Here is a 16,998-nt window from a genome sequence, read left to right as displayed (position 1 = left end):
CGACCCGCCTGGACCGGCTGCCACGGACGGAGACGGCCCGGTCGCGGTGAGTGCCGGATACCGGCATGGTTCCTCCTTCGAAGGCAGCGCAAAGCGCCGTCGGTCGCCGTTCCTGTAGACAAACGGTTGGACCGGCCGGTGGGCGAGAGGGCATGGGGGTTGTCCGGTTGTACGGGCGTAGTGGTTCGGGCTGTACGGTCCGGACGTGGCAAGCGTGAGCGACGGCCGCGAGGGGCGGCTCGGCCCGGGGGAACGGTCCGGTGTGGACGCCAAACGGGTCCTGGTGACCGGCGGCTCCCGGGGGCTGGGTGAACAGATCGTACGGCTACTGGCCGCCGGTGGGGCGCGATTGGCCACGTGTGCGCGGACGCCGGAGGATCTGCGGGCCCTCACCGCGTCCCTGAGCGCCGAGGGCCATGAGGAGTTGTTCACCCGTGCGCTGGATGTCACCGAGCCGGGGCTGCTGGAGGAATTCGTCGACGCGGCGGGGATACGTTTCAGCGGTCTGGACGGCGTGGTGGCCTGCGCCGGTGGCGCCCGCGGCCGCGGCATCGAGGACGCCGACCCCCGGGACTGGTCACTGACCTGGGAGATGAACGTGGGTCATACGGCACGGCTGGTGAAGGCCGCGGTGCCGCATCTGCGCCGCGCGGGCGGCGGCTCCGTGGTCGTGATCGCCTCCATCTCCGGCTGGAAGCCGGGACCCCAGGCGCAGTACGGGGCGGCCAAGGCCGCCCAGATCCATCTCGCGGCCTCGCTCGCCCGCGAGCTGGGCCCGGACGGGATCCGGGTGAACGCCGTTTCCCCGGGGTCCATGCTGATCCCCGGGAAGCGGTGGGACCGGATGCGCACCGAAGAGCCCGAGGCATACGCCCGGTTCACGGCCGAGCTGCCACGCGGTGAACTGGTCACCCCGCGGGAGGTCGCCCAGGTCGTGGCGTTCCTGCTCTCGGACGCCGCGAGCGGGATCTCCGGTGCGCATCTGCCCGTCGACCGAGCCCAGAACGCCCCCACGCCGGGAGGGTATTGACCCCCCGGCGCTCCCCCGAGCGGAGGCGCTCCGGACACGTCACCGGCCGCTCACGCGGAGCGGCCGGAGACTTCGCCGAGGCACCGGGCGGGGCGGAGCCCCGGGGCCCGAAGCCTCAGGCGGCCACGCCGAGCACCGTCCGGGAGCGCTGCTCGAACTCCCGGACCATGGGCTCCCCGCGGTGTGGCCGCAACCGGCTGCGGAAGTCGCGCAGCGCCTGGATCGAGCGCTCGCTGTGCACCCCGCTGAGCGTGTCCAGCGCCTCGCCCGCGGTGCCGACGGCCTCGTCCAGCCGGTTCTGCTGGAGATAGGACGTCGCCAGCACGGATCTGCTGATGGCCTGGCGCCGGCGCCGGTCGGCGTTGGCGCGCACGGATTCGGCGGCGGCGTGCTCGGCCTCGGCGGCGTTGCCCAGATCGCGGAAGCACAGCGCCGCCTCGGCCGCCAGATAGTGGTGGTCGAGGAAGCGCACCCAGGGCGACTCCTGCTCGGGACCCTGGCTGGCCTCCAGCTGGGCGTCGGCCGCGCGCAGCGACTTGGACGCCTCCCGGGGCTGGTCCAGGGCGGCGTAGCCCCGGGCGGCCATGGCGTGCAGCCGCATCAGCCCGAGCGGGCTTCCGGCGTGCTTGGCCGTGGCGACACCGACCCGGGCCAACTCGACCCCCGCCTCGGGCTGGCCCAGGTTGGTCGCCAGATGGGACAGGCCGGCCAGGATCTGACCGCCCAGGACCCGGTCGCCGCCCTCGGCGCACAGCCGCAGCGCCTGGGTCATATAGCGCTGGGCCAGGCCGTATTCGGCGTTGTCATAGCTGCTCCAGCCGGCCATGGCGGCCAGCTTGGCGGCGGCGGTGAACAGCTGGCGCCGCTCCTGGGGGGGCGCGCCGCGCTGCTGGAGCATGGGGACGACCTCGGTCGACAGATAGAGCACGATGCTGGCGCGGACCTGGCCGCCGCCGAAGCGATTGTCCATCTCGTCGAACATGTTGATCGCCGCGTGGACCTGTTCGACGCGGCCGCCTTCGGCCGCGGGTGCGAGCCGGGCGGTGTCCTGGTTCTCGACCATCCACAGCAGCCATTCGCGCTGCGGGGTCACCAGTGCGCCGGCGACGAAGGGCACCGCACCCAGCAGGCTGCGGCGGGATATGTCGGTGGAGCCGAGTTCGGCGAGCGTGTGCAAGGTTTCTGCTACGTCCTCCCGGTAGGCCAGCGCGCGGGCCACGACCGGGCGCTGTCGGTCGGAGATGAACCCCAGCTCGGCGGGGGCCACGGGCCTGCCGAGCCGGTGGGAGAGCACGGCGGCGATCAGCTCCGGCGTGGTGCCGCGCGGCTGTCCGCCTTGCAGCCAGCGGGTGACGGACGCCTTGTCGTAGTTCGACTCGCGCCCCTGCCTACGGCCCAGTTCATTGACCCGCAGGGCCAATGAGGCGTAGGAACACCCGGATTCCTTCAGAGCCGCGGCCAACCCGACGTTGACCACGGCGCCTTGGCGCCCGCTTACCGGCTGTGCGTGATGCGTCACCGTGACCGTCCCTGTTTCGAGCCACGGCGATCTGCGGGTTCCCCATCGCTCGGCGCCGACCATCTGGCCGGGCACCTCAACGACGTTGTGGACATAGGTGGTTGGGAGCCCTCGCCATAGAGGGTGAGATGGGTCACGTGCTCACTATGCGTGGTGAAGCCATCACCCCGCAACCATCGTTCTGATAATTTCAAACCGATCGACTCGCTCTGTCAGTGTCATCCGACGCGTGGCACACTGTGCAGGCATATGACAGCCATTCCTCCGGGAGGCGGGACGTGAGCGAGGCACGGCCGGCCGGCGCCGCCCCCACCGTCTTGCGCAGAGTCCTCGGCAAGCGCCTGCGGCATCTGCGCGAGCGGGCGAAGGTGTCGTTCGAGGAAGCCGCGAAAGCCATCGAGGTCACCCCGCTGACCGTGCGCAGGATGGAGAAGGCGGAAGTCGGTCTCAAGATTCCGTATCTCAAGGAGCTGCTGCGGAACTACGGCGTCCGCGGCCCGGAGATGGAGGACTTCCTCGCCCTGGCGCGGGAGGCCAACCAGCCGGGCTGGTGGCATCAGTTCCGCGATGTGCTTCCGGACTGGTTCAGCGCTTACGTCAGCCTGGAGAGTGAGGCCTCCGTCATCCGGGCGTACGAGCCCCACTACGTCCCCGGGCTGCTCCAGACTGAGGACTACGCCCGAGCGGTGCTGCGCATGGGCTTCCCCCATGACACCGAGGAGGAGCTGGAGCGCCGGATCGCCCTGCGCGTCCAGCGCCAGGAGCTGCTCACCAAGTCGGACGCGCCGACCATCTGGGCCATCCTCGACGAGACGGTGCTGCGCCGCCCGGTGGGCGGCTCGCGGGTGATGCGCGACCAGATCGACCACTTGATCGACACCTTGGAGATTCCCAAGGTCAGGCTGCAGATCATGCGGTTCGCGGCGGGGCCGCACCCCGGGGCCTTCGGCCCCTTCCACTACTTCCGCTTCGGATTCTCCGAACTGCCGGACGTCGTCTACACGGAGAGCCTCACCGGGGCGGTCTATGTGGACAAGCCGGCCGAAGTCGTCGCCTATCTCGAGGTCCTGGACCGGATGGCGGTCCAGGCCGAGCGGATCGGCGACTCCAGCACCATCCTGGCCGAACTGCGTAAGGAGCACTGAGATGCACGACCCCGTCTACAGCGGAATGCCGGCCACGGACCTGGGCACGGAGGGCTGGGAGAAGCCCTGGAGCGGGTCCAACGGCGGCACCTGCATCGAGGCCAAGCGGCTGCCGGACGGGCGGGTCGCCCTGCGCCAGTCCACCGACCCGGCCGGGCCCGCGCTGATCTACACCCGCTCGGAGGTGGCGTCCTTCCTGGAGGCGGCGAAGTCCGGCGAAGCGGACTTCCTCATCGCGTAGCGGGGCCACGCACGGGCGACCCCTCGAAAACCACTACGCCCGCACAACCGCACAACCCCGCACCGCACTCCCGTCCCCGCCGTCCCGCCACGCACACTGAAGACGCCGTGGCGGGCGGCGGCGTCGTCCCCCTCGCAGAGCTGAGAGCTATGGGACCGACGGGATGCCGGAAATGAACCTCGACCACTCGGTGGCACAGCACCGCACACTGATCGTCGAGGGCTGCGACGGCGTCGGCAGGGACGCGCTGCTGGCCGGGCTCGCCCGCCGGCACGGCTACACCGTCACCCGCGCCTCCCCCGACCTCCCCCATGTCGACCCGGTCCGGCCGTACCGCGAACTCCTCCTGCACGGCGGGGCACTCGCCGTCGATGCCGGGCTGGTCGGCGAACTCGTCTACGGGCCGCTGCGCCATGGCCACTCCCGGGTGACCTGGATTCAGGCGTTCGACTTCGCCGAGGCGGTGGCCGAGCGCCACGGCGCCTTCGTCCATGTGACGGCCCCGGTGCCGGTACTGGAGGACCGGCTGGCCGCGCGCGGCGCCTCGGCGGCGGCCCTCGCGGAGATCGAGGCCGCGGTGACCGGCTATGACCACGCCTTCTCCACGCTCGCCGAGCACGCCCCGGTCCTCACCGTCGAGGAGCAGCCGGTCGCGGACGATGGCCCGGATCCGGATCCGGGTCACGGCGAGGCGGCGCCCGAGCCCCCGGTGTCCTCGTTCGCCCGGCCCCTCCCCCGCATCCGCTCCCCCGTGCCGTGCTGCGCCCAGCGTCGCTGAACTCCCCGGCACCGGCCCTAGGTTGGTGCCCTGCAAACCGCACACGCACGGCAGGAGATGGCTCCATGACAGACGGCTCGTCCACCCCGGACCAGCAGGCCGTGAACAAGATCGACACCACGGTGCCGCATTCGGCCCGGATCTGGAACTACTGGATGGGCGGCAAGGACAACTACGAGGTCGACCGGATCGCCGGTGACGAGTACCGGGAGGTCGCCCCGAACATCGAGACCATGGCCCGGGCCTCGCGCGCGTACCTCATCCGCACCGTCACCCATGTGGCGGGCGACTGCGGGATCCGGCAGTTCCTGGACATCGGCACCGGGCTGCCCACCTACGACAACACCCACCAGGTCGCCCAGCGGGTGGCGCCCGAGGCCCGCATCGTCTACGTGGACAACGACCCCCTGGTGCTCCGGCACGCCCAGGCGCTGCTCACCAGCACCCGGGAGGGGGTGACCGACTACATCGACGCCGATCTCCACGAGCCCGAGCGGATCCTGGAGGCCGCCGCGAAGACGCTCGACTTCGACCGGCCCATCGCCCTGATGCTGATGGGCATCCTCGGCCACATCCAGAACTACGACGAGGCGGTGTCGGTCGTGCGGCGGCTGCAGGACGCCTTACCGTCCGGCAGCTACTTCGTGCACTACGACAGCACCGACACCGACCAGGCGCTCCAGGAGGCACAGCAGGGCTACGACGACACCGGCGCCGTTCCGTACGTGCTGCGCAGCGTGGCGCAGATCAGCCGCTTCTACGAGGGTCTGGAGCTGATCGAGCCCGGTATCGTGTCGTGTCCGCTGTGGCGGCCGGGCCCCTCCGAGACGGACATCGAGGCCACCGATGTCCACGGGGGCGTGGCCCGCAAGCCGTGACGGCCGTGACGACCAAACGAATGGTTCGGCCACCGGGGAGGTAACCCCCGCCCCCGTCGCGTCGTCAGACACGGCGCCGGGAAGCTAGGCGGAGGGACGCGCGGGTGTTCGAGGTCAGAGCCTGGAGAGTGCCCTCCGTCAAGCGGCTGCTGCGGGCGTCGATCGAAGGTGCGCCCGCCGTCGTACGGCAACGCCGCGGCCCCCAGGACGAGTCACCGGGGCGGCCGCGGCACCTGGCCATCATCATGGACGGCAACGGCCGCTGGGCCGCCCTGCGCGGCCTCTCCCGCACCCGGGGCCATCAGGCGGGGGTGCTGGCGCTGCCACGGGTGGTGGACACGGCCCTGGAAGAGGGCATCGAACATCTGTCGCTGTTCTTCTTCTCCACCGAGAACTGGAACCGCCCGCGCGGCGAGGTGGCCGCCCTGATGCGGCTCACCGCCCAGCTCGCGGACGTCTTCCGGGGCTACGGCGAGCGGGGGGTGCGGCTGCGCTGGCTGGGCTCGGAGGCCCGGCTCCCCGGGGCCACGCTGGCCGCGCTGCGCCGCGCGGAGGCCGAGACGTGCGACAACCGCGTGATGACGCTGGCCTTCTGCTTCAACCACGGCGGCCGGGAGGAGATCGCCCACGTCGCCACCTGTCTGGCCCGCGCCTCGGCGGACGGCGCGCTGGACCCCGGGCTCATCGACGAGGCCCTGTTCACCCGCCATCTGCCGCATGCCGATCTGCCGGACATCGACATGCTGGTGCGCACCTCCGGGGAGCAGCGCATCTCCAACTTCATGCTCTGGCGGGCGGCCTACGCGGAGCTCTTCTTCGTGGACACCCTGTGGCCCGACTTCACCGGTGAGGAGCTCCGCGCACTGCTGGCCGCGTTCGCCGCTCGGAAGCGGCGCTTCGGCGCGGGGGTCTGACCTGTTGTCGATCGCCTGCGGCGCCGTCGTGGCCGGTCTCCCACGCGGCGCAGCCGCGCACATCGACACAGCCGCGGCGGAGCCGCACATCGGCACAGCCCCGCGCCTCTTCAGGGCGCCTTCCGCACCGCAGCCGACTTCCGCCGATCTGCTCAGCGGATCTGGACGCCGGAGAGGGTGCGGGCGATGACCAGGCGCTGGATCTCGCTGGTGCCCTCGAAGATGGTGTAGATCGCGGCGTCGCGGTGCATCCGCTCGACCGGGTACTCGCGGGTGAAGCCGTTGCCGCCGAGGATCTGCACCGCCTGGGCGGTGACCTCCTTGGCGGTCTCGCTGGCGAACAGCTTGGACATGGAGCCCTCGGCCGAGTCGAAGGGCTTGCCGGTCACGGCCATCCAGGACGCGCGCCACACCATCAGTCGCGCGGCGTCGATCCGCGTGCGCATGTCGGCGAGCTGGAAGGCGACGCCCTGGTTGTCGATGATGGGGCGGCCGAACTGCTGCCGGGTCTTGGCGTAGTCGAGCGCGACCTCGTACGCGGCGCGGGCGGTGCCGACCGCCATGGCGCCGACGGCCGGGCGGGACGCCTCGAAGGTGGCCATGGCGGCGTTCTTCAGCCGCTCCCCGCCCGTCCTGGCCCGCTCCCGGGCGCGCGCGAGGCGTTCGTCCAGCTTCTCCTTGCCCCCGAGCAGGCAGCTGCCGGGCACCCGCACCTGATCGAGGACCACCTCGGCGGTGTGCGAGGCGCGGATGCCGTGCTTCTTGAACTTCTGCCCCTGAGACAGACCGGGGGTGCCCGGCGGGATGATGAACGACGCGTGGCCCTTGGAGCCGACTTCGGGGTCGACGACCGCGACCACCACATGGACATTGGCGATACCGCCGTTGGTGGCCCACGTCTTGGTGCCGCCCAGCACCCATTCGTCCTTGGCCTCGTCGTAGACGGCACGGGTGCGCATCGAGCCGACGTCGGAGCCGGCGTCGGGCTCGGAGGAGCAGAAGGCGGCCACCTTCACGTCGTCCGGGTCGCCGTACATCTGCGGGATCCAGGTGCCGATCTGCTCCTCGGTACCGTTGGCGAGGACGCCGACGGCGGCGAGGCCGGTGCCGACGATGGACAGCGCGATGCCCGCGTCGCCCCAGAACAGCTCCTCCATGGTCATGGGGATGCCGAGGCCGGTGGGGTCGAAGTACTGCTGGGCGTAGAAGTCCAGGGAGTACAGGCCGATCTTGGCGGCCTCCTGGATAATCGGCCAGGGGGTCTCCTCGCGCTCGTCCCATTCGGCGGCGGCCGGGCGCATGACGTCCGCGGCGAAGCCGTGGATCCAGTCGCGCACCGCCTTCTGATCGTCGTCGAGCTCGAACGAGAACTCCGCCATGACCCCTCCACGTGCTTATTACCTGCGGTAACCGCAGTCTGTTACCGCCCAGTAGACGATGTCAACTCCCCCGGGCGCGCGGGCCCCGCGGCCCCCGCGGGTGTTACGTTGCGCAGAGCGCGGAGCGCGATCGCGCCGGGAAACGCGAGGCGCGAGAGCGCGAGTACGACATCGGGGGCGGGGAGGCAACGCATGCGGACCGGGACCAGCCAGCGGGACGACCAGCGGACGACGGCCCAGCAACGGCGCAAGGAGCTGCTGGAGGCCGCGGACCGGGTGGTGCTGCGCGACGGACCAGAAGCTTCGATGAACGCCATCGCCGCCGAAGCGGGCATCACCAAGCCCATTCTCTACCGCCACTTCGGCGACAAGGGCGGCCTGTACCGCGCGCTCGCCAAGCGCCACACCGACGCCCTGCTCGCCTCGCTGCGCGCGGCCCTGGACGCGCCCGCCGAGGACCGCCGGCACCGCGTGGAGGCCACGCTGGACACCTATCTGGCGGCGATCGAGGCGCGACCCCAGGTGTACCGCTTCCTGATGCACCCGGCCGACCACGGCCAGCAGGAGCCCGAGCACGGCTTCGACGTCGGCCACCACTCCGCCCCGCTGCTGCGCAGGCTCGGCGAGGAGCTCGCCACCGTGATCGCCGAGCGGCTGGATCTGGGACCCGGTGGCGACGAGGTGGCCCGGGTCTGGGGCCACGGGATCGTCGGCATGATGCACGCGGCCGGTGACTGGTGGCTGCGCGACCGCCCGTGCGCACGCGGCCAGTTGGTGCACCATCTCACCGATCTGCTGTGGGGACGGCTGTCGCTGGCTGACGACCGGGTCGGCGCACCGGGCTTCTGAGCCCCCGGCATCCGCCCGCACCCCGCCGCGATCCGGCCTCAGCGGCCCTACGCCCCGGCGTCGTCCGACGCCGCCCAGGGCGCCCGGCGGACCGCCCGCAGCACCCTGCGCCGCCGCAGCCCGGAAAGCCGGTCGAGGAACAGCCCGCCGTCCAGATGGTCGCACTCGTGCTGCAGACAGCGTGCGAAGAAGCCCGTGCCCTCGATCCGCACCGGCTGCCCGGTCATCGTCACGCCCTCGATCACCGCACGGTCGTAGCGGGGGGTGCCCGCCTCGATGCCCGGCAGCGACAGACAGCCCTCCGGCCCACGCACCGTCACCCCGTCGGCCGCGGCCAGCCGGGGGTTGACGACATGCCCCAGATGGCGGTGGTCCTCGTCGTCCGGACAGTCGAAGACGAAGACCCGCAGCCCCACACCGATCTGATTGGCGGCGAGCCCCACCCCGTGCGCCGCGTACATCGTGGCGTACATGTCCTCGATCAGCAGGGCGAGGTCGGCGTCGAACGCCGTGACCTCCGCGCACGGCGCGCGCAGCCCCGGATCGCCGAGGAACCGCATGGGCCGCACCGCTCCGCGGCTGCCCGGTATCACGCCATGTCGCATGGCAGCCAAGCCTACGGGGCCGGGGAAGTGTCCTGCGCGGGTGACGGAATTCGGGACAGCCGCCGGATCTCGATAGGCTGCTACCCGACCGTGGCCTCCCGGCTGGCGATGCGGCGCGGAGGGGGCGTACCACCGGCGCCTCGGGGGGCAGGTGCGGCGCCGGTATGCGAGGAGGATCGAGAGACGATGGCAGGCAACTCAGAGCCGCTGTCGCCACGTGCCAAGCTGGCCGTGACGGCGGGCAGGGCCGCGGCGGCGGTGTCCAAGGCCGCGGGCCGCGGCAGCGGATCGGTGATCGGCGGCAAGGTGGCCCTGCGCCTCGACCCTGATCTGCTCAGCAGGCTGGCACAGCACCTGGACGTGATCCTGGTGTCGGCGACCAACGGCAAGACCACGACCACCCGGCTCATCGCCGAGGCGCTGCGGGCGGCCGGTCCGGTCGTCTCCAACGCGCTGGGCGCCAATATGCCGGCCGGTATCACCTCGGCCCTGGCCGGCGGCTCCGACGCCCGCTACGGCGTCATCGAGGTCGACGAGAAGTACCTCGCCGGTGTGGCACGCGACACCGAGCCCAAGGCCATCGCGCTCCTCAACCTCTCCCGTGACCAGCTCGACCGCGCCGCCGAGACCCGGATGCTCGCCGAGAAGTGGCGCGAGGGCCTGACCGGCACCAAGGCGATCGTGATCGCCAACGCCGACGACCCGCTGATCGTCTGGGCCGCCTCCTCCAGCCCCAATGTGGTGTGGGTCGCCGCCGGGCAGGAGTGGAAGGACGACGCCTGGTCCTGCCCGTCCTGCGGCGGTGTGCTGCAGCGCCCCGGCGACGACTGGGTCTGCGCGGAGTGCGGCTTCCGCCGTCCGATCCCCAGCTGGGCGCTGAACGGCGACTACGTCCTGGATCCGCACGGCGCGGCCTGGCCGATCCACCTCCAGCTCCCCGGCCGTGCCAACAAGGCCAACGCGGCCACCTCGGCCGCCGTCGCCGCCGCCTTCGGGGTGCCCCCGCAGGTCGCGCTGGAGCGGATGTACCAGGTCCAGGCCGTGGCCGGCCGGTATGACGTGGTCACCTTCCAGGAGCGCCAGATGCGGCTGCTGCTGGCGAAGAACCCGGCCGGCTGGCTGGAGACCTTCTCGCTGATCGACCCGCCGCCCACCCCGGTGATCCTCTCGGTGAACGCCCGCGGCGCCGACGGCACCGACACCTCCTGGCTGTGGGACGTGGACTACACCCGGCTCGCCGGTCACCCGATCTGCGTGATCGGCGACCGTAAGCTGGACCTCGCGGTGCGCCTGGAGGTCGCCGGGCTGGACTTCCGGGTCTGCGCGGACGCGGACGAGGCGGTGCGGATCTCCCCGCCCGGCCGCATCGAGACGATCGCCAACTACACCGCGTTCCAGGACCTGCGCCGCCGGGTCGGCAACTGACCCCCCGTACGAGAGGCACGAAGATGCGTAGCATGAGCCAGAACGGCCTGCGTCTGGTGTGGGTCTACCCCGACCTGCTGAGCACGTACGGCGACCAGGGCAACGTCCTGGTGGTGGAGCGCCGGGCACGGCAGCGCGGGCTGGACGTCTCCCGGCTGGACGTCCGCTCCGACCAGCAGATCCCCACCTCCGGGGACGTCTATCTGATCGGCGGCGGCGAGGACCGTCCGCAGCGGCTCGCCGCCGAGCGGCTGATCCGGGACGGCGGGCTGAGCCGCGCGGTCGCCAACGGGGCGATCGTCTTCTCGGTGTGCGCCGGGTACCAGATCCTCGGCCATGAGTTCATCAACGACCTCGGGCAGCGCCAGCAGGGCCTGGGGCTGCTGGACGTGGTGAGCACCCGCGGCGAGGGCGCCCGGTGCGTCGGGGACGTGCTGGCCGACATCGACGAGCGGCTCGGGCTGCCCCCGCTGACCGGCTTCGAGAACCACCAGGGCGTCACCCACCTCGGCCCGACGGCCCGCCCCTTCGCCCGGGTCCGGTTCGGCAACGGCAACGGCACGGGCGACGGTTTCGAGGGCGCCTACAACGACACCGTTTTCGGGACGTACATGCACGGCCCGGTGATGGCCCGCAACCCTCATATCGCGGACCATCTGCTGAAGCTGGCCCTCGATGTGAACGCGCTGCCGCCGGTCAACGACCAGTGGTACGAGGCGCTGCGCAACGAGCGGATCGCGGCGGCGTCCCAGCCCGCCTGAGCCACGGCCCGCTCGCCCGAGCGCCACTCGGACGCCGCTCGGGCGCCACTTCGCCGCCACCCGGGCGAAGGGTGCCCGCATGGCGGACATCCGACGGACGACCGCGCCCCCGCCGCCCGGCCGCTTGTAAGGTGGCGGGGTCCCGCCGGACGACGCGGTCCGGCCGTCGGCCCCCAGCTCAGACAGAGGTATGCGTGCCATGCGCATTGGTGTGCTCACGTCCGGCGGCGACTGCCCCGGCCTGAACGCGGTCATCAGGTCAATCGTCCACCGCGCCACCGTCGACCACGGGGATGAGGTGATCGGCTTCCACGACGGCTGGAAGGGCCTGCTGGAGGCCGACTACCGCAAGCTCGACCTGGACGCCGTGGGCGGCATCCTGGCCCTCGGCGGCACCATCCTCGGCTCCACCCGGGTGCGCCCGGAGCATCTGCGGGACGGCGTGGAGCGGGCCAAGGGGCATGTGGCGGAGCTCGGCCTGGACGCGGTCATCCCCATCGGCGGGGAGGGCACGCTCAAGGCCGCCCGGCTGCTCTCGGACGCCGGGCTGCCGATCGTCGGCGTGCCCAAGACCATCGACAACGACATCGCCTCCACCGATGTGACCTTCGGCTTCGACACCGCGGTCGGGGTCGCCACCGAGGCCCTGGACCGGCTCAAGACCACCGCGGAGTCCCATCAGCGGGTGCTGATCGTCGAGGTCATGGGGCGGCACACCGGCTGGATCGCGCTGCACTCGGGCATGGCCGCGGGCGCCCACGCCATCGTCGTCCCGGAGCGCCCGTTCGACATCGAGGAGCTCGCCAAGACCGTCGGGGCGCGGTTCGCGGCGGGCAAGAAGTTCGCGATCGTGGTGGTGGCCGAGGGCGCCAAGCCGCGCGAGGGCACGATGGACTACGAGGCCGGCGGCAAGGACGTCTACGGCCACGAGCGCTTCGCGGGCATCGCGGGCCACCTCTCCGTCGAGCTGGAGCGGCGGCTCGGCAAGGAGGCGCGGGCGGTCATCCTGGGCCATGTGCAGCGCGGTGGCACCCCGACGGCGTACGACAGGGTGCTGGCCACCCGCTTCGGCTGGCACGCCGTCGAGGCGGCCCACCGCGGCGCCTTCGGCACGATCACGGCGCTGCGCGGCACGGACATCGGCCTGGTGCCGCTCGCGGCGGCCGTGGAGCGGCTGAAGACGGTCCCCGCCGAGCGGTATGCCGAGGCCGAGTGCGTGCTGTGACCTGACGGGTTCTACGCTGGTGCGGGCACATTTGGTGCGCACCGGGTAGAAGCAGGAAGGCCGGGGATAGTCGATGGATCACGGCGGGCACGGCATGATGATGGATCTGCCGCCGTTCACCCTCGCTCGCGGGTTGGAATTCGGCGGCGATCCGTTCTTCCTGGTCGGCTGTGTGCTGGCGCTCGGGCTGTACGGCTGGGGCGTGGCACGGCTGTGGCGGCGCGGTGACGCCTGGCCGGTGGGGCGCCTGGTCTCCTTCGGGCTCGGGGTGCTGACCATCGCGGTCGCGATGTGCACCAAGCTGAACGACTACGGCATGGTCATGTTCAGCGTCCATATGGTGCAGCACATGATCATCAGCATGGTGTCGCCAATCCTGCTGCTGCTGGGCGCGCCGGTCACGCTGACCCTGCGCGCCCTCCCGGCGGCCGGGCGCGGCCGCAAGGGGCCCCGGGAGCTGCTGGTCACGCTGTTGCACAGCCGCTATATGCGGATCATCAGCCACCCGGCGTTCACCATCCCGCTGTTCATCGCGAGCCTGTACGCGCTGTACTTCACCTCGCTCTTCGACTTCCTGATGGGGAGCAAGGCCGGGCATATCGCGATGATGGTCCACTTCCTCGCGGTGGGCCTGGTCTTCTTCTGGCCGATCATGGGCGTGGACCCGGGCCCGCACCGGCCCGGCTATGTGATGCGGATGCTGGAGCTGTTCGCGGGCATGCCGTTCCACGCGTTCTTCGGCATCGCGCTGATGATGGCGTCCGAGCCGATGGTCGGCGTGTACGAGCATCCGCCCGCCTCGCTGGGCATCGACGCGCTGTCGGACCAGACCTGGGCGGGCGGGATCGCCTGGGCCTTCAGCGAGATCCCGTCGGTGATCGTCCTGGTGGCGCTGGTCTACCAGTGGTACAAGTCCGAGCAGCGCCAGGCCCGGCGCATCGACCGCACCGCGGACCGGGACGGCGACCAGGAGCTCGCGGCGTACAACGCCTATCTGGCCTCGCTCCAGTCCCGGAGCCGCTGAGCGCGGGGCCCTGCAGCCTGCTAGCGGCGGGGCCCCCGACCGCGAGACCATGGACCCGGGCCCTGAGGGCCCGGGTCCTGGCGAAGGGGCGTCAGGACCGCCGTGAGGAGGTCGGGGATGCCCGGATCCGCTAAGACGATGACGGTGGCCACGGTGGGGGGCCTGGTGCTGGTGACGGCCTACACCGTGGCCCTGGGGAGCAACGGCTGGCTGTGGTTCAGCTGGGTGGTGCTCGGCCTGCTGACCGTGGGGGTCGTGGTGGCCCGGGGCTGAGCGGCGGGGCCGCCGCCATCCCTACGGAGCGGATCCCGAGGGCCTGCCCAGCAGCCACCGCCATAACGCCACCCACCACGGGACGCGCCCGGGAGCCGTCGCCTCAGGCCCCTCGGTGGCCGCTTCCGGGGCCTCGTCCTCGGGCAACCGGCGCGGCCGAGGGGCGAAGAGAGTCGCGGAGGGGTCCCCCGTGCTCTCCGACTCGGGGCGGCGGGGCATGAACTCCGTCGGCAGCGCCACGAGATGGCGGGAGATCCAGGACGAGAGCCAGGTCAGCTCGGACTCGTCGACGGCCAGCCGCAGATCGGGCAGCCGCAGCAGCAGGGTGTCGATGGCGGTGTCCGTGATGGCGCGGCCGATGTCCTGCCCCGGGCATTCATGGGGGCCGCCGCTGAAGGCGAGATGGGACCGGTTGCCGTACATCGGCGCGGCGATGTCGGGGCGGATGGCCGGGTCCACGTTTCCGGCGGCCAACCCCAGCAGCAGCATGTCCCCGGCCTTGATCCGCTGACCGCCCAGTTCGGTGTCCCCGGTGGCCCAGCGGCCGGGGACGACGGTGAGCGGGGGCTCGTTCCACAGCACATGCTCGATGGCGTCCGGCAGGGTCATATGGCCACCGGCCAGGGAGGCGCGGAAGCGCGGGTCGGTGAGGACCATGCGCAGCGTGTTGGCCATCAGATTGGTGGTGGTCTCATTGCCGGTGAGCAGCACCAGCCGCAGATGCTGGACCACCTCCTCCTCGGTGAGGCCGGAGGGGTGGGCCAGCAGCCAGGACGCCAGATCCTCACCGGGGTCGGCGCGCTTGCGGTCCACCAGGCCCTGGAGGGCGTCGGTGACATACGCGTCGCTGCGCAGGGCCGTCTCGGTGCCCTTCATCAGGTCCCGGGTGGCCTCGACCAGCCGCGGGCCGTACTCGTCGGGCATGCCGAGGAGTTGGGTGAGGACGAGCATGGGCAGCTGCTGGGCGAAGGCGGTGACCAGTTCGGCGCCCCCGTCGGCGCAGAAGTCGTTGACCAGCTGATGGGTGAAGCGGGTGACGTGGCGGCGGATGCCCCGCCGGTCCAGGCGCCCCATGGACTCGGTGAGCGCGGCCCGCAGCCGCTCGTGCTCGTCGCCGTCGGCGAAGGTGCACATGGGCTGCCATCCGACCACCGGCAGCAGGGGCGAGTCGGCGGTGACCCGACCGTCCTTCCAGGCGTGCCAGTGGCGGGAGTCGCGGGAGAAGCGGGAGGGGGTGCGGGAGACCTCCAGGTTCTCGCGGTAGCCCAGCAGCAGCCAGGCCGGTATGCCACCGTCGAGCACGATCGGGGCCACCGGGCCGTGCTCGGCCCGCAGCCGCTCGTACAGGCCCATCGGGTCCTTCTCGTTCTCGGGCCCGAGGAGGTCCACCAGACCGGCGTCGGAGAGCGCGGGGCGGACGGGGCACCGGGTGGGCGGCAGGTCGGCCGTCCCGGTGCCGGGGTCGTCGGGATGAGAGGTCACGGTGTCTCCGGGGTCACGGTGTGAAGGGATCGCAGATGGCGCACGAGGGTGAGGAGGGTGTCGCGGCTGGAGGCCCGGTCGCGGGCATCGCAGTCGATCATCGGGACGGAGTCGGGCAGGTCCATGGCGGCGCGCAGCTCCGCCATGGGGTGGACGGGGGCCTCGGGGAACACATTGACCGCGACCACGAAGGGCACACCGCGCTCCTCCAGCCGCCCGACCGCGTCGAAGCTGACCTCCAGCCGGCGGGTGTCGATCAGGACCACGGCGCCGAGGGCGCCCTCGAAGAGGCCGTTCCACAGGAACCAGAACCGCTCCTGGCCGGGGGTGCCGAACAGATAGAGCACCAGCCGTTCGTTGAGGCTGATCCGGCCGAAGTCCATCGCGACGGTGGTCTCGGTCTTGCGCTCGATCCCGGCGATGTCGTCGACGCCGACCCCGGCCTGGGTCATGGTCTCCTCGGTGGTCAGCGGGCGGATCTCGCTCACCGAGCCGACCATGGTCGTCTTGCCGACCCCGAAGCCTCCGACGATCACCACCTTGACGGCGGCCGCCGCGGAGGCCGGGAGGGTGTCCTCGCTGCGCGGTCCGACGATTTCCCCGGATTCCTCGGCTTCCTCGTATTCCTCGCGTTCCTCGCGTTCCTCGCGTTCCTCGCGTTCCTCGCGTTCCTCGCGTTCCTCGTGTTCCTCGCGTTCCTCAGAGTTTCTGTAGTCCATGCATCACCGCCTGCAGCAGTTCGGGGTCGGGCAGCACGGCTGCCGGGACCGGCGCCCTGACCTCCACCCGGCCGTCCCCCAGCAGCTCCGCGAGGATCACGGTGACAGTGGAGACGGGCAGGACCAGATACGCGGAGATCTCCGCCACCGACAGGGGAAACGGGCACATCCTCAGCACGGCGGCGGTCTCGGGGGCCATCCCCGGCTCCGGTTCGGCGCGCGCCACGATCAGGCTGACGAGTTCGACGGGCCACTGCCGGGGCTCGTGGGGGGCGCGGCCCCGGCTGACGGTGTAGAGCCGCTCGGGGCCGCCCTCGTCCCACGCCTTGCCGGACTCGCTCATGTCACCCGTCCGTCGACGCGCGGCGGACTGCTGAGGTGTTCGCCGAGCCGTGCGACCAGGTCTCTCATGCACTGGCCCATCAGCCCGGCGTCCACGCTGTCCTCGGCGAGCACCGCCAGATACGAGCTGACGCCGGCCGCCATCAGATAGAAGAAGCCGCCGTCGACCTCGATGACGACCAGCCGCATCCGCCCGTCCCCCTCGGGGAATTCGGTGGCGATCGCACCGGAGAGGCTCTGCAGCCCGGCGCAGGCGGCGGCCAGCCGGTCGGCGGTGTCCTTGTCCGTACCGACCTGGGCCATGCACAGGCCGTCCGAGGACAGCAGGACCACGTGGCGGGTCTGCGGAACGCTGGAGGCCAGGTCCCGGAGCATCCAGTCCATGTTGAACCGCGGTTGCGTCACTTGC

General features: G+C 71.4%; 19 protein-coding genes. 12 read left to right on the top strand and 7 right to left on the bottom strand.

Going from position 1 to position 16,998, the window contains the following annotated elements; all coding sequences use genetic code 11:
- Positions 1-205 precede the first annotated feature (205 nt).
- The gene (locus AS97_RS39065; RefSeq protein WP_312847013.1) at positions 206-1,030 is read left to right on the top strand and encodes an SDR family oxidoreductase; all 825 of its coding nucleotides are present in this window, start codon (positions 206-208) and stop codon (positions 1,028-1,030) included.
- A 115-nt stretch (positions 1,031-1,145) separates the two neighbouring features.
- Here the strand turns inward: AS97_RS39065 and AS97_RS39060 are convergent, their stop codons facing one another.
- A complete protein-coding gene (locus AS97_RS39060; protein WP_059146174.1) occupies positions 1,146-2,549 on the bottom strand; it encodes a hypothetical protein in 1,404 nt (467 codons plus the stop codon).
- A gap of 278 nt (positions 2,550-2,827) precedes the next feature.
- Between AS97_RS39060 and AS97_RS39055 the strand changes: the two genes are divergently transcribed.
- The 5 genes from AS97_RS39055 to uppS all read left to right on the top strand — a co-directional run bounded on the left by AS97_RS39055 (position 2,828) and on the right by uppS (position 6,505).
- A complete protein-coding gene (locus AS97_RS39055) occupies positions 2,828-3,694 on the top strand; it encodes a helix-turn-helix transcriptional regulator (protein WP_059146175.1) in 867 nt (288 codons plus the stop codon).
- Between the two features lies 1 nt (position 3,695).
- The gene (locus AS97_RS39050) at positions 3,696-3,935 is read left to right on the top strand and encodes a DUF397 domain-containing protein (RefSeq protein WP_014056733.1); all 240 of its coding nucleotides are present in this window, start codon (positions 3,696-3,698) and stop codon (positions 3,933-3,935) included.
- A 172-nt stretch (positions 3,936-4,107) separates the two neighbouring features.
- The gene (locus AS97_RS39045) at positions 4,108-4,713 is read left to right on the top strand and encodes a hypothetical protein (protein ID WP_059146176.1); all 606 of its coding nucleotides are present in this window, start codon (positions 4,108-4,110) and stop codon (positions 4,711-4,713) included.
- Between the two features lie 65 nt (positions 4,714-4,778).
- Positions 4,779-5,591 (top strand): SAM-dependent methyltransferase, encoded by an 813-nt coding sequence (locus AS97_RS39040; protein ID WP_086707785.1) that lies wholly within the window; start codon positions 4,779-4,781, stop codon positions 5,589-5,591.
- A 104-nt stretch (positions 5,592-5,695) separates the two neighbouring features.
- On the top strand, positions 5,696-6,505 hold the full coding sequence (gene uppS, locus AS97_RS39035; protein ID WP_079059556.1) for a polyprenyl diphosphate synthase: 810 nt from the start codon (positions 5,696-5,698) through the stop codon (positions 6,503-6,505).
- A 152-nt stretch (positions 6,506-6,657) separates the two neighbouring features.
- Here uppS and AS97_RS39030 read toward each other — a convergent pair whose 3' ends face one another.
- A complete protein-coding gene (locus AS97_RS39030; protein WP_059146178.1) occupies positions 6,658-7,884 on the bottom strand; it encodes an acyl-CoA dehydrogenase family protein in 1,227 nt (408 codons plus the stop codon).
- A gap of 192 nt (positions 7,885-8,076) precedes the next feature.
- Here AS97_RS39030 and AS97_RS39025 point away from each other — a divergent pair, with 192 nt between their 5' ends.
- A complete protein-coding gene (locus tag AS97_RS39025; protein WP_059146179.1) occupies positions 8,077-8,733 on the top strand; it encodes a TetR family transcriptional regulator in 657 nt (218 codons plus the stop codon).
- A gap of 47 nt (positions 8,734-8,780) precedes the next feature.
- Here the strand turns inward: AS97_RS39025 and def are convergent, their stop codons facing one another.
- Positions 8,781-9,338: a peptide deformylase gene (gene def / locus AS97_RS39020; protein WP_059146180.1), complete on the bottom strand. Its 558-nt coding sequence runs from the start codon at positions 9,336-9,338 to the stop codon at positions 8,781-8,783.
- A 186-nt stretch (positions 9,339-9,524) separates the two neighbouring features.
- Between def and AS97_RS39015 the strand changes: the two genes are divergently transcribed.
- From AS97_RS39015 to AS97_RS38995, 5 genes are all read left to right on the top strand, one after another.
- Positions 9,525-10,763, top strand: coding sequence for a MurT ligase domain-containing protein (locus AS97_RS39015; protein WP_059146181.1), 1,239 nt, complete (start codon positions 9,525-9,527; stop codon positions 10,761-10,763).
- 32 nt (positions 10,764-10,795) lie between these two features.
- Entirely contained in the window at positions 10,796-11,524 is a 729-nt protein-coding gene (locus AS97_RS39010; protein ID WP_059146182.1) for a glutamine amidotransferase, read from the top strand.
- Between the two features lie 199 nt (positions 11,525-11,723).
- Positions 11,724-12,749 carry a 6-phosphofructokinase gene (locus tag AS97_RS39005; RefSeq protein WP_086707791.1) on the top strand — a complete coding sequence of 342 codons (1,026 nt, stop codon included), beginning with the start codon at positions 11,724-11,726 and terminating at the stop codon, positions 12,747-12,749.
- 73 nt (positions 12,750-12,822) lie between these two features.
- A complete protein-coding gene (locus AS97_RS39000) occupies positions 12,823-13,773 on the top strand; it encodes a cytochrome c oxidase assembly protein (RefSeq protein WP_059146184.1) in 951 nt (316 codons plus the stop codon).
- A 117-nt stretch (positions 13,774-13,890) separates the two neighbouring features.
- Entirely contained in the window at positions 13,891-14,046 is a 156-nt protein-coding gene (locus AS97_RS38995; protein ID WP_165449210.1) for a hypothetical protein, read from the top strand.
- A gap of 21 nt (positions 14,047-14,067) precedes the next feature.
- On the opposite strand, the gene AS97_RS38990 is transcribed toward AS97_RS38995, so the two are convergent.
- From AS97_RS38990 to AS97_RS38975, 4 genes are read right to left on the bottom strand one after another with little or no spacing between them, the layout of a single operon-like run.
- Positions 14,068-15,528 (bottom strand): cytochrome P450, encoded by a 1,461-nt coding sequence (locus AS97_RS38990; RefSeq protein WP_086707794.1) that lies wholly within the window; start codon positions 15,526-15,528, stop codon positions 14,068-14,070.
- Positions 15,525-16,247, bottom strand: coding sequence for an ATP/GTP-binding protein (locus AS97_RS38985; RefSeq protein ID WP_247204627.1), 723 nt, complete (start codon positions 16,245-16,247; stop codon positions 15,525-15,527). Before AS97_RS38985 ends, AS97_RS38990 begins: the two co-directional genes overlap by 4 nt.
- On the bottom strand, positions 16,228-16,590 hold the full coding sequence (locus tag AS97_RS38980) for a DUF742 domain-containing protein (RefSeq protein ID WP_210566553.1): 363 nt from the start codon (positions 16,588-16,590) through the stop codon (positions 16,228-16,230). Before AS97_RS38980 ends, AS97_RS38985 begins: the two co-directional genes overlap by 20 nt.
- Complete coding sequence (locus tag AS97_RS38975; protein ID WP_106685666.1) at positions 16,587-16,994, bottom strand: roadblock/LC7 domain-containing protein; 408 nt, start codon at positions 16,992-16,994, stop codon at positions 16,587-16,589. Before AS97_RS38975 ends, AS97_RS38980 begins: the two co-directional genes overlap by 4 nt.
- Positions 16,995-16,998: the final 4 nt, after the last annotated feature.

Source organism: Streptomyces sp. AgN23, from assembly GCF_001598115.1.
GTDB lineage: Bacteria > Actinomycetota > Actinomycetes > Streptomycetales > Streptomycetaceae > Streptomyces > Streptomyces antimycoticus.
The sequence above is the reverse complement of the archived record's forward strand: the minus strand, read 5'-3'. Positions and strand labels throughout refer to the sequence as shown.

Excerpts from the sequence above, each read along its gene's own strand:
- AS97_RS39050 (WP_014056733.1), top strand. The coding sequence starts at position 3,696 with ATGCACGACCCCGTCTACAGCGGAATGCCGGCCACGGACCTGGGCACG.
- AS97_RS39045 (WP_059146176.1), top strand. The coding sequence starts at position 4,108 with ATGAACCTCGACCACTCGGTGGCACAGCACCGCACACTGATCGTCGAG.
- AS97_RS39040 (WP_086707785.1), top strand. The coding sequence starts at position 4,779 with ATGACAGACGGCTCGTCCACCCCGGACCAGCAGGCCGTGAACAAGATC.
- AS97_RS39030 (WP_059146178.1), bottom strand. The coding sequence starts at position 7,884 with ATGGCGGAGTTCTCGTTCGAGCTCGACGACGATCAGAAGGCGGTGCGC.
- AS97_RS39025 (WP_059146179.1), top strand. The coding sequence starts at position 8,077 with ATGCGGACCGGGACCAGCCAGCGGGACGACCAGCGGACGACGGCCCAG.
- def (WP_059146180.1), bottom strand. The coding sequence starts at position 9,338 with ATGCGACATGGCGTGATACCGGGCAGCCGCGGAGCGGTGCGGCCCATG.
- AS97_RS39015 (WP_059146181.1), top strand. The coding sequence starts at position 9,525 with ATGGCAGGCAACTCAGAGCCGCTGTCGCCACGTGCCAAGCTGGCCGTG.
- AS97_RS39010 (WP_059146182.1), top strand. The coding sequence starts at position 10,796 with ATGAGCCAGAACGGCCTGCGTCTGGTGTGGGTCTACCCCGACCTGCTG.
- AS97_RS39005 (WP_086707791.1), top strand. The coding sequence starts at position 11,724 with ATGCGCATTGGTGTGCTCACGTCCGGCGGCGACTGCCCCGGCCTGAAC.
- AS97_RS39000 (WP_059146184.1), top strand. The coding sequence starts at position 12,823 with ATGGATCACGGCGGGCACGGCATGATGATGGATCTGCCGCCGTTCACC.
- AS97_RS38995 (WP_165449210.1), top strand. The coding sequence starts at position 13,891 with ATGCCCGGATCCGCTAAGACGATGACGGTGGCCACGGTGGGGGGCCTG.
- AS97_RS38985 (WP_247204627.1), bottom strand. The coding sequence starts at position 16,247 with ATGGACTACAGAAACTCTGAGGAACGCGAGGAACACGAGGAACGCGAG.
- AS97_RS38980 (WP_210566553.1), bottom strand. The coding sequence starts at position 16,590 with ATGAGCGAGTCCGGCAAGGCGTGGGACGAGGGCGGCCCCGAGCGGCTC.